The organism is Microbispora sp. NPDC088329, from assembly GCF_040685655.1.
GTDB lineage: Bacteria > Actinomycetota > Actinomycetes > Streptosporangiales > Streptosporangiaceae > Microbispora.
On record NZ_JBFBIP010000001.1, the window covers coordinates 278,998 to 290,668 of the forward strand.

The 11,671-nt window shown below is 69.7% G+C and carries 8 protein-coding genes; 4 read left to right on the top strand and 4 right to left on the bottom strand.

The window, feature by feature from the left end; translation table 11 throughout:
- Nucleotides 1-44: 44 nt before the first annotated feature.
- Complete coding sequence (locus tag AB0O28_RS01390) at nucleotides 45-560, top strand: hypothetical protein (RefSeq protein WP_363635035.1); 516 nt, start codon at nucleotides 45-47, stop codon at nucleotides 558-560.
- Between the two features lie 127 nt (nucleotides 561-687).
- Here AB0O28_RS01390 and AB0O28_RS01395 read toward each other — a convergent pair whose 3' ends face one another.
- Nucleotides 688-2,130: a SpoIIE family protein phosphatase gene (locus AB0O28_RS01395; protein ID WP_363635037.1), complete on the bottom strand. Its 1,443-nt coding sequence runs from the start codon at nucleotides 2,128-2,130 to the stop codon at nucleotides 688-690.
- A 250-nt stretch (nucleotides 2,131-2,380) separates the two neighbouring features.
- On the opposite strand from AB0O28_RS01395, the gene AB0O28_RS01400 reads away from it, so the two are divergent.
- Both AB0O28_RS01400 and AB0O28_RS01405 read left to right on the top strand, forming a co-directional pair.
- Complete coding sequence (locus AB0O28_RS01400) at nucleotides 2,381-6,592, top strand: HAMP domain-containing protein (protein WP_363635039.1); 4,212 nt, start codon at nucleotides 2,381-2,383, stop codon at nucleotides 6,590-6,592.
- Between the two features lie 3 nt (nucleotides 6,593-6,595).
- Nucleotides 6,596-7,222, top strand: coding sequence for a response regulator (locus AB0O28_RS01405; RefSeq protein WP_363635041.1), 627 nt, complete (start codon nucleotides 6,596-6,598; stop codon nucleotides 7,220-7,222).
- Between the two features lie 175 nt (nucleotides 7,223-7,397).
- Here the strand turns inward: AB0O28_RS01405 and AB0O28_RS01410 are convergent, their stop codons facing one another.
- Both AB0O28_RS01410 and AB0O28_RS01415 read right to left on the bottom strand, forming a co-directional pair.
- Nucleotides 7,398-7,721, bottom strand: a complete 324-nt coding sequence (locus AB0O28_RS01410) for a nuclear transport factor 2 family protein (RefSeq protein WP_354842435.1) — start codon at nucleotides 7,719-7,721, stop codon at nucleotides 7,398-7,400.
- Between the two features lie 257 nt (nucleotides 7,722-7,978).
- A complete protein-coding gene (locus tag AB0O28_RS01415) occupies nucleotides 7,979-8,809 on the bottom strand; it encodes an SDR family NAD(P)-dependent oxidoreductase (RefSeq protein ID WP_363635043.1) in 831 nt (276 codons plus the stop codon).
- A gap of 58 nt (nucleotides 8,810-8,867) precedes the next feature.
- On the opposite strand from AB0O28_RS01415, the gene AB0O28_RS01420 reads away from it, so the two are divergent.
- Entirely contained in the window at nucleotides 8,868-9,524 is a 657-nt protein-coding gene (locus AB0O28_RS01420) for a TetR/AcrR family transcriptional regulator (RefSeq protein ID WP_363635045.1), read from the top strand.
- Nucleotides 9,525-9,858: 334 nt separating this feature from the next.
- Here AB0O28_RS01420 and AB0O28_RS01425 read toward each other — a convergent pair whose 3' ends face one another.
- The gene (locus AB0O28_RS01425; protein WP_363635047.1) at nucleotides 9,859-11,529 is read right to left on the bottom strand and encodes an NYN domain-containing protein; all 1,671 of its coding nucleotides are present in this window, start codon (nucleotides 11,527-11,529) and stop codon (nucleotides 9,859-9,861) included.
- Nucleotides 11,530-11,671: the final 142 nt, after the last annotated feature.

Below are 11,671 nucleotides of genomic sequence, written 5' to 3' on the forward strand. Positions count from 1 at the left end.
CACGAGCCTGGTCCTTCACCGTTCCCGTCAAGGCAGGAGTGTTGATGAGGCTGTTTCCCGCCCTCGCCGCCGCGTTGGGCGCTGCGGCGATGATTTCGTTCCCCTCCGCCGCCTCGGCGAAAGTCGCCGCGACCCAAACCATTTGCGCGAACACCCCGATTCCCTCCGGCTGGATGCCGACCGCGTACTTCGACACGAACCTCTGCGGTCAGCCGGGCAGCATCTACTACAACGCCAGGACCATCAAAGACGTGACGGGCACCGCGTCCGGCGGCACGGTCACCACCTGTATCAACCCGCCGCCTCCCGCCGGCTTCTACGCCACCGCGCTGTCCTACTCGTACAGTTGCGAGGCCGGTAAGACACCGAACGGGCTGCTGAACAACCAGCAGACCCTGACGAACCTCAACGGGCGCCCGTCGGGCAGCACGGCCATCATCTGCGGGATTCAGTCCGCCCCGTCCGGCTGGACCGTCGTCGCCGTCGTACAGAGTTATCTGTGCGTCTACGCCCACGGCGGCGGCGTCGGCGACAACGCCGTGTCGATCCGCAAACTGTGACAACCGGACAGTGACGCCCGGACAGTGACGGCGGTGCTCCGCGGCTCCCGCGGGGCACCGCCACGTCCCCGGCCTGCGCTCCCCCAGCGCGGTCAGGGGAGCACGGAGCGCGGTCAGGGCAGCACGGTCAGGGCGCGCGCAGGACGAGGATGGCCAGGTCGTCGGCGCTCGGCTCGGGCGCGAAGTCCTGCACGGCGCGGCGGATGCGCTCGGCCACCGCACGGGCGGACAGGTCGGCGCACTCGGCCAGCAGCTTGGCCAGGCCGCCGTCGTCGTCGAGCAGCCGGTCGCCCGACCGCCGCTCCGTGACCCCGTCGGTCACGCCCAGCAGCACGTCGCCGGGGGTGAGCCGCAGGTTGTCCTCCTGGAACTTCGCCTCGGGGAACACCCCGAGCAGCGACTGCGGCGAGGCGACGACCTCGACGACGCCGTTCGGCCGCAGCCGCAGGGCCTCCGGGTGACCGGCGGAGACGAGGCGGATGTCGAGGCCCTCCGGCACGACCGTGATCTGACCGTGCAGCAGGGTCAGGAAGCGGGCGCGCTCCCCCTCCTCCAGGATGGCCTGGTTGAGCCGGCCCACGACGGCGGCCACGCCGTACCCCTCGCGGGCGAGCAGCCGGAGCGTGTGGCGGGCCAGCCCGGTCACCGCCGCGGCTTCGGGCCCCGTGCCGCAGACGTCGCCGATCGCGAAGCGCCAGACTCCGTCGCCGATCGGGAACAGGTCGTAGAAGTCGCCGCCGACCTCGTTGTACTCCCCGGCCGGCTCGTAGATCACGTGGAAGTCGAGCCCCGGGGTCGTCGGTTCGTCCGGCGGCAGGAGGCTGCGCTGGAGCGCCCGGTTGGCCGCCGCCTGCTGCGCGTACAGACGGGCGTTGTCGAGCGCCAGCGCGGCGCGCCTGCTGAGGTCCTCGGCGATCTGCATGGCCTCGTCGGGGAAACGGTCGCGCCGGCCCAGGCACATCACGCCGAGCCGCCGCCCCCGCGCGGTCAGCGGGTACGCCAGCGCCTGCCAGTCGCGCATCGGCAGCACGGCGGGGTCGTCGTCCCCCGGGAGCGCGATCTCCTCCAGCTCCTCGCGCATGGCGTCGATCTGGGTCTCGTCGGCGTGCCAGAGGTAGGCGGGCCGCAGCTCCCCCGATCCGTCCTGGGCGGTGTAGACGGCGCACCAGCTCGCCAGGCGCGGCACCACGATCTGCGCGACGATCGCCGGGACCATCTCCGGGTTGAGCGTGCCCGCGAGCAGGTCGCTCGCGTCCGCGAGGAAGCCCAGCCACCCCGGGCCGTGCGCGGCCTCCAGCAGCCACTCGTCGCTCTGCACGGGCTCCCCGCCCGGCAGGTCCAGCCGGGCCCAGCGGGTGCGCAGCGACGAGGTGAACGTGACACCCCACGCGACGGCGTCGGCCGGCGGACCGAAGTCCTGGCCGTCCGTCTTCTCCCGCACCTCCACCTGGATGGACTCGCCGTGGTGCAGCCACACGATCTCGAAGGGCGCGCCGGCCGCCTCCGCGACCAGTTCGCCCACCAGGCGCTCGGCCTCGGGCAACGCCGACATGGCGGCCCACGCTGTCATGACCTCACGCGTGAACCGCTTCGCATCGGGTACGGCCGTCTCACCCGGCGTGAAAGACGCCGCCAGGACGGCTCTAGGGGTAGTTGTCACCACCATTGTGCTTACCACACTTCCGGCTGACCTCGGGTCAAACAAGAGGGCCCCGCACCCCACGGAACGTGACAGACTGGCATGGAGTCCGCGGCTGGACAGGCCGTATGAGGCCCTAGACCGTGGTCGCGTCAGCCCCGATCGGGGTAAAGGAGGCTAGATGTCGCCCGCCAACGCCGAGCTGGCCGGGACCGAACGGGTCTACCGCGAATCCGATCTCGTCCCCTTCCTGGAGACGCTCATCACCTGGCGGGACGGCGACTTCCGCCGCCGTGTCTCCCACGCCCCGCCGGGAATCCTCAGCGAGATCCGGCTGCTGCTCAACGAGGTGGCGGACCGGCGCGAACACCTGGCCAACGAGCTCGCCCGGGTGCAACGCGAGATCGTCAAGGAGGGCCGGTTCACCGAACGGCTGAGCCCCGGGCCGGGCGTCGGCGCGTGGGCGGAGAGCGTGGGCTCGGTCAACGACCTCATCGACGCCATCGTGACGCCGGTCAGCGGCGCCGCCGACGTCATCGACGCCGTGGCCAAGGGCGACCTGTCCCGCCGGATCGACGTGGACCGCGCGGCTCGCGGCGAGGTACGGCGGCTGGGCAAGGCCATCAACGGCATGGTCGACCAGCTCTCGCTGGTCACCTCGGAGGTGACGCGGGTCACGCGCGACCTCGGCACCGAGGGCAAACTGGGCGGCCGGGCCAACCTGCGCGGCATGTCGGGAAGCTGGCGCGACCTCACCGTGGCCGTCAACACGATGTCCGACCGCGTCTCCGCGCAGGTCCGCGACATCGCCGAGGTGACGACCGGTGTCGCCCGCGGCGACCTGAGCCGCAAGGTCACCGTCGACGCCGTCGGCGAGATGCTGGAGCTGAAGCACACCGTCAACACGATGGTCGACCAGCTGTCGGCGTTCGCCGAGGAGGTCACCCGGGTGGCCCGCGAGGTCGGCACCGAGGGCCAGCTCGGCGGCCAGGCGCAGGTCCGCGGCGTGTCGGGCGTCTGGAAGGACCTCACCGACAACGTCAACTTCATGGCCAACAACCTGACCTCCCAGGTCCGGCAGATCGCCGTCGTCTCCACCGCCGTCGCGCAGGGCAACCTGACCAAGAAGATCACCGTCGACGCCCAGGGCGAGATCCTGGAGCTCAAGGAGACCCTCAACACGATGGTGGACCAGCTGTCCGCCTTCGCCGACGAGGTGACCCGCGTCGCCCGAGAGGTCGGCACCGAGGGCAAGCTGGGCGGCCGGGCCGAGGTGAAGGGCGTGTCGGGCGTCTGGAAGGACCTCACCGACAACGTCAACTCGATGGCCAACAACCTGACCTACCAGGTGCGCAACATCGCCCAGGTCACCACCGCCGTCGCCAACGGCGACTTCACCCGCAAGATCGACGTCGACGCCCAGGGCGAGATGCTCGAGCTCAAGAGCACCATGAACACCATGGTCGACCAGCTGTCGTCGTTCGCCTCGGAGGTGACCCGCGTCGCCCGCGAGGTGGGCACCGAGGGACGGCTGGGCGGCCAGGCGCAGGTCCGCGGCGTGTCGGGCATCTGGAAGGACCTCACCGACAACGTCAACTTCATGGCCAACAACCTGACGTCGCAGATCCGTCAGATCGCCGTCGTCTCCACCGCCGTCGCGCAAGGCAACCTGTCCAAGAAGATCACCGTGGACGCCCAGGGCGAGATCCTGGAGCTCAAGGACACGATGAACACGATGGTCGACCAGCTGTCGGCGTTCGCCGACGAGGTGACCCGGGTGGCCCGCGAGGTGGGCACCGAGGGACGGCTGGGCGGCCAGGCGCGTGTCCCCGGCGTGTCGGGCGTCTGGAAGGACCTCACCGACAACGTCAACTCGATGGCCAACAACTTCACCTACCAGGTGCGCAACATCGCCCAGGTCACCACCGCCGTCGCCAACGGCGACCTCACCCGTAAGATCGACGTCGACGCCCAGGGCGAGATCCTCGAGCTCAAGAGCACCATGAACACCATGGTCGACCAGCTCTCCTCGTTCGCCTCCGAGGTGACCCGCGTCGCCCGCGAGGTGGGCTCGGAGGGCCAGCTCGGCGGCCAGGCCCGGGTCGAGGGCGTGGAGGGCACCTGGAAGCGGCTCACCGAGAGCGTGAACGAGCTGGCCGGCAACCTCACCACCCAGGTGCGCGCGATCGCCCAGGTGACCAGCGCCGTCGCCCGCGGCGACCTGACCCGGTCGATCACCGTCGAGGCGCCCGGCGAGCTGGCCCAGCTCAAGGACAACATCAACACGATGGTCGCCACGCTGCGCGAGACGACCAAGACCAACCAGGAGCAGGACTGGCTCAAGTCCAACCTGGCCCGGATCTCCCGCCTCATGCAGGGCCACCGCGACCTCATGGAGGTCGCCCGGCTGATCATGAGCGAGCTCACCCCGCTCGTCTCGGCCAGCCACGGCGCCTGCTACCTCTACGACGACGGCCGGCTCAATCTCATCGCCGGGTACGGCATCCAGCCGGGCTCGACCCCGAAGCCGAGCTTCGAGCTGGGCGAGGGCATCATCGGCCAGGCCGCGCTGGAGACCAAGCAGATCATCCTCGAAGGTGTGCCGGTCGACTCGATCACGGTCGAGACCGGGCTCAGCCGGTCGAACCCGGCGCAGATCGTCGTGCTGCCGATCCTCTTCGAGAACCAGGTGCTCGGCGTCCTGGAGATGGCCTCGTTCACCCAGTTCAGCGAGGTCCATCTGGCGTTCCTCACCCAGCTCGTCGAGACCATCGGGGTCACGATCAACACGATCATGGCCAACTCCCGTACCGAGGACCTGCTCACCGAGTCGCAGCGGCTCGCGATCGAGCTGCAGGAGCGCTCCGACGAGCTGCAGCGCCAGCAGGAGGAGCTGCGCCGGTCCAACGCCGAGCTGGAGGACAAGGCGGCGCTGCTGGCCAAGCAGAACCGCGCCATCGAAATTCAGAACTTCCAGATCGAGCAGGCCCGGCGGACGCTGGAGGAGCGGGCCGAGCAGCTCGCGGTGTCCTCGCGATACAAGTCCGAGTTCCTGGCGAACATGTCCCACGAGCTGCGCACCCCGCTGAACAGCCTGCTCGTGCTCGCCAAACTGCTGACGGAGAACGACGAGGGCAACCTGACCCCGCAACAGGTCGAGTTCGCCCGGACCATCCACGACGCCGGTTCCGCGCTGCTCCAGCTGATCAACGACATCCTCGACCTGACGAAGGTCGAGGCGGGCCGCATGGACATCCATTCCCAGACGATGTCGCTGTCCGCGCTGGTCGACTACATGGAGGCCACCTTCGCGCCGCTCGCTCAGGACAAGGGCCTGTCGTTCGCGGTCGAGGTCGACCCCTCCGTGCCGAACGAGCTGAGCAGCGACGAGCAGCGACTGCAGCAGGTGCTGCGCAACCTGCTGTCCAACGCGGTGAAGTTCACCCACGAGGGCGCGGTCAGGCTGGAGGTGACCCGCGCGCCCGCCGACGTCCCGTACGTGGACGAGAAGCTGCAGGGCGCGCAGGAGGACATGCTGGCCTTCAGGGTCGTGGACACCGGCATCGGCATCGCGCCCGACAAGCTCGAAGTGATCTTCGAGCAGTTCCGCCAGGCCGACGGCACGACCAGCCGCAAGTACGGCGGCACCGGCCTCGGTCTGTCGATCTGCCGGGAGATCGCCCGGCTCCTCGGCGGCGAGATCCACGTCGAGAGCGTCCCCGGAGAGGGCAGCACGTTCACGTTGTACCTGCCCCCCAACTACACGGGGCCGCTCGCCGCGCCCGACGGCGGCGCGATCGCCGCTCCGCCGAAGCCTGACGGCCGCGAGAACGAGGGCCCCGACCTGCACGTCAAGGACATCCTCCCGGAGATCCCCCTTCCCACCGACCTGCCGCTCCTCCAGTACACGCCGCTCGTCGACAGCCACGACTGGCAGGGGGACGACCCGCTGGCCGGGGCGAAGATCCTCATCGTGGACGACGACATCCGCAACGTCTTCGCGCTGACCAGCGTGCTGGAGCGGCACGGCTCGACCGTCGTGTACGCCGAGAACGGCCGCGAGGGCATCGAGCAGCTCGAACGCAACGAGGACGTCGCGCTCGTGCTGATGGACATCATGATGCCCGAGATGGACGGCTGGGCCACGACCTCGGCGATCCGCACGATGCCGCAGTTCGCCGACCTGCCGATCATCGCCTTGACGGCGAAGGTCATGCGGGGCGACCGCGAGAAGAGCATCGCTTCCGGCGCCTCCGACTACGTGCCCAAGCCGGTCGACGTCGACCGGCTGCTCGAGCGACTGCGCGGATGGCTCATGCGCGGCCGCAGCGGGGGCACAGAACGAACGAGGGGCGTGCCGTCCCCGGAGTCCCGTGACGCCCAGGAGGCGTGATCGATGCCTGAGCGTGCCAGGGTCCTGCTGGTCGACGACCGTGAGGAGAACCTGATCGCCCTGGAGGCGATCCTCAGCTCGCTGGACGTCGTGCCCATACGGGCCCGGTCCGGAGAGGAGGCCCTGAAGGCCCTCCTGTCGACCGACTTCGCTCTCATCCTGCTCGACGTGCGCATGCCCGGCATGGACGGCTTCGAGACCGCCGCGCACATCAAGCGGAGAGAGCGCACCAGGAACATCCCGATCATCTTCCTGACCGTGGTCGACAGCGCGCCCGACTACGCCTTCCGCGGGTACGCCGCCGGGGCCGTGGACTACCTCACCAAACCGTTCGACCCCTGGGTGCTGCGCGCCAAGGTCGCCGTGTTCGTGGAGCTCTACACGATGAACCGGCGGCTCGCCGAGCAGGCGGCGCTGCTGCGGGAACGCCTGTCGAGCGAGCTTCCGGACGGCGGCGACCACACCTCCGTACTCGCCGAACTGGCGAACCGCGTCACCGCCGTGGAGGACGAGTTGCGGCGGGTGCGTGAACTGGCGGACAAGTCCGGCGACACGCCCCTGAACGGCGCGGTCGCCGAGCTGGGCGAGCGCGTCGCCCATCTGCGCGCGGGTTTCGACGCCCTCGGCTGAGCCCACGCGCATCTGACCCCGGCGCGCGCCTGACGCGGGTGGGCGGTGCGAATGCCTGACACGCCCGGGCGGCGTGACTGACGTGCGCGAGCCCGTGAAGGCCCAAGGCCTGTCCGACAATTCAAACAGGTGGAGCTTGATCGTCTCACCGCGGGCCGCCCCGGCCGGTGACGAGTCAGACGGGGTCGATCGCGAGGTCGGTGACCTGGTCGTCCTTGATGCCGAACACGAACGCGAAGGACAGAGGCCCGCCGGGGAACTCACCGTCCCCGGAGGCCACCAGACGGTCGCCCGCGAAAGAGGTCGGCGTGATCACGATCTTGGGGTTGATCAGGTGCCCCTGGATCCACTCGCGGATCTCGGCCTCGCCGGCGTAGGTCGTCCCGTCATCGCGCACGGTGGCCCCGTCGCCGAAGACCGCGGCCAGCGCGTTCGCGTCGTGCGCGTTGGTGGCCGCGATGAAGTTCTCGACAGCCTTGGGAAGGGTGATGTCGTCCATTTCTGCTCTCCGGTCTTCTCGGGTGACAGGACGCGGGCGCGTCCTGGTACGTCCCTGCGGCACCTCAGCAGCACGATGACGATGCGGGCGGCGACCCGCCACAGGCCGTGCAGCGCGGTGACCAGCTCGAGGTGCCGAGCAGGGGTCAAGTCGGCATAGACATGCGCGGGGCGCATACTGATGAAGGCTTCGTCGGGTCGGTTGTGTGTGGTGACTCAATCCACCCCGACGAGGCTCCTCACGTTCTGGCACCAGGCTTAGAAGTCCGCACCGCGCGAGAGCTTTTCGTTAGCGCGCAGCTCCGCGAGTGCGTTCTCGTGCATCGCAACAACGACGTCGTAGCCAGAGTTGCCGAGCACGATCCGTTGCGGCGGAACGGGTGCGTTCATCGCGCTGATCACGGCCTGCACTCCGCGTTCAGGGTCACCCTCTTGCTTGCCGTCATGTTCCACGAACGCCGCCTTGACGCCCTCGACCAGCGGCACGTAGGCGTCGACGGTCTCGTTGACGGGCTCGTTCTGGAAGCCGGCGTAAGCCTTGGTGCGGAACGCTCCCGGCTCTACGACGAGCACGCGCACACCGAACGGCTCAACTTCATGGCGCAGTGTCTCCGACAGTCCTTCGAGCGCGAACTTCGCCGCTGAGTAGTAGCCGAACCCCTGTGCGCCGACGAGGCCTGCCACCGAGGACATGTTCACGATCCAGCCGTCGCCGCGTGCCCGCATACCAGGCAGGACCGCGCGTATCACCTCGACCACGGCGAATAGGTTGAGGTCGAACGTGCGGCGGATCGTCTCGTCGGGGGCCCCCTCGACCGAGCCGAACCAGCCACGGCCCGCGTTGTTGACGAGCACGTCGATCCCGCCAAACCGCTCCTCTGCCGTCTTGACCGCCGCACGCACCTGCTCGGCATCGGTGACGTCGAGCTGGAGAACCAGCACACGGTCGCCGTGCGGTTCAGCCCATTCCCGCAGTTCAGAGGGCCGACGTGCTGTCACCACCACCTGATCGCCCTGTTTCAGTGCAGCCTCGGCATAGACCAGGCCGAACCCTCCGGGTGTCCCGCCGGTGACGAACCAAGTCCTCATGGACTTCTCCTTTCGCTATAGCGGGCAATGTAGCGCTATATGGGCTACTATAGCAAGCATGCAGAACGCACGAGATCGACTCCTGCTCGTCGCGGCGGAGTTGCTGGAGAGCGGCGGCACGGTGTCCACGAGGGCGGTGTGCGAACGCGCCGGGGTGCAGGCCCCGACGCTGTACCACCACTTCGGCAGCAAGCAGGGCCTGATTGATGCCGTGCTGAACCACGGCTTCACCCAGTACACCGCGATCGAGAGCTCTGGCGACCCGCTGGACGACCTGCGCGAGGGCTGGGACAGGCACGTGCGGTTCGGGCTGGAGCACCCGTCGTTCTACGGGCTGCTTTACGGCCGCGTCGAGCCGGGAAAGCCCTGCGCCGTCACCGCTCCCGCGCACGCCGCGTTGCGCGAGCGGTTGACCGCCGCCGCCGCCCAGGGCCTGCTCAAGGTGCCGGCAGACGAAGCCGCCGAACAGGTGCTTGCCGCCAACGTCGGCATCACGCTCACCTTGATCAGCCAGCCGGAGCCGGACTTCAGGCTGTCCGTACGCGTCCGCGAGGCCGCGCTGGCCGGAGTCCTGCACACGCCCTCCGCCGACGCCCCCGCGACCCGTGCGAGCGCCGCACTGACGTTGCGTGCGCTGGTCGGCAACGACCCGGGCGACCTCACCCCTGGCGAACGCGCGCTGCTCGGCGAGCTGCTGGACCGCCTGGCCCGCTAGAGCACGCGGTGTTCCTCAGAGGGGCCGCACGACCTCGTCGCTCCGGACGCGCGGCCCCGCCCGGATGTGCCGCTGCGCTACTTGGTTTGAGTTGTCAGACAGGCCTCTTAACGCGCGCGAGCCCGTGAAGGCCTGACGTGCGCCGGGCGCGTGAATGCCTGACGTGGGTGGGGGCGGAGTTGGCGATTCGCCGTTGGTAGGAGACGTCACTTCGCCGGCCGGAAGCTCCGGTCCTCGCGAAGCCCGCTCCGCTGGGCCTTCGCTGCGGTCCTCCCTCCCGCCCGCTCCGCTCCTCCCCGCCGCACCCGTGCGCCCGGGAGCGAGGACGGCCGGGTCAGCGGCGGGCGCGCTCGAGGGCGTCCCAGAAGCCGCGGCGCAGGGCGTGCCGGACCTCGTCGTGCAGCAGGAAGTCGATCGGCAGTGAGGACCCCTGCAGCAGGCGGGCCTCAAGATCGGACGGCATGCGGGGCTTGCGGGCGAGCACGGCCTCCAGCCACAGGGCGGGCGCGTCCCGGGCGACCGACTCACCGAAGTCGTGGCCCTCCTTGTGCGCCGCCTTGACCGCCTCGGCCAGCGTCGTGGTGCCCCCGGTCTGCACCGGCACCGGCGCGGGCTGAGGGCCCGTGTACGGTCCCAGCTGGGAGGGCGAGTAGCCGGCGCCGGCCCCGGAGCCGTACTGGCTCTGCACCGGGCTGCTCGGCGGCGTCTGGGCCCCCGAGGGCGGCGACGCCGGGGGAGCCGGCAGCGGCGTGCTCACGGGTGGCGGAGCCTGCCGCGGCTGCTGGGGCGGCTGGCCCTGCGGCTGCTGGGACTCCGGCGAGTACCCGTTGTAGGCCGGTGGGGACGGCTGCGCGGGAAGGGCCGGACGCGCGTGGGACGCGGAGGACCGGCCGCCACTGTGTGCGCCCGTGCCCTGAGGAGTGCCCGTGCCCTGAGGAGTGCCCGTCGCATGAGAGCCCGTGCTCTGGGAGCCTGTCGTATGAGAGCCCGTGCCCTGAGAGCCCACGCCTTGGGAAGTGCCCATTCCATGAGAGCCCGTGCTCTGAGGAGTGCCGGTGCTGTGAGCGCCGCTTCCGTGGATGCCCGTGCCGTGCGATCCGGAACTGTACGTTCCCGTGCCGTCCGTCCCTGTGGCGGGTGTCCCTGCGGAGTGTGTCCCTGTGGGGTGGGGTTGTGTGACGTTGAACGCCGTGCCGGACGCGCTTGTGTCGTGCGACGCGCTCGGCGACTGAGCGCCGAACGATCCCGTCGCCGGGTTCGCCCCACCCGGGAGGGCGGTGGCGGCGTGGCTCCCCTGAGACTGGGTCGCGCTCGGCTGTGTTCCGTTGTGTTGGGAGCCGTTCTGCTGGGAGCCGTTGAAGGAAGTGCCGTTGGACAGCGAACCGTTCCCGAGGGGGACGAGGCCATTGCCGTGGGACTGGCCGTTGCTGTGGGACTGGCCGTTGCCGGAGCCGGAGCCGGGGGCCGTCCCGGTCAGCATCGTGACGTACGGCCGCAGATGCCCGCTCACGATCTCGACGAGGTCGTCGCATTCCTGCCGCAGGGTGCGCGCCGCCGACCAGGCGCCGTCGGAGGCGATCTGCATGACGGTCACGCGGATGCCGAGATCCTGCGCGTCGCTGATCACCTGGGTGAGGTCCTCGTCGCCGCTGACCACGACCGCGTCGCAGACCGCGTTGTTGCGTGCCAGGGTCATGAGGTCGCGGTGGACCTGGGCGTCCACACCCTCCCGCCGGCCCGGCCGGATCCGGCCGAGACGAAGCTTGAGCCCGGGGATGTCCGCCAGCACGTCGTGCTCGGGCGTACGGAGGCCCTCGACGGTCGCCTCGTACCAGTAGCAGCGCAGGAGGGGCAGGCCCGTGCGCTCTCTTGACAGGTTCGTCAGGAACTGCAGCAGGCCCGGATAGTCCCAGGAGACGGCCTCGCGATGGCGGGTCCCATGGACGGCCATCGCGCCGTCTGCCAGCAAGTAGCCGGCGTCAACGAACAGCGCGCAGCGATCCACGCGACACCGCCCTTCCTACGTGGCCCTCTCAGGGTAGTCAAGCGTGTCTTCCCGCGAGGGTGATTCCCGGCGATTCAGCCCTCGCCCGCCTGGTGGGGGTCGGGATGCCAACGACCCTGGGATCGGAAGCGTTAACGCCGAC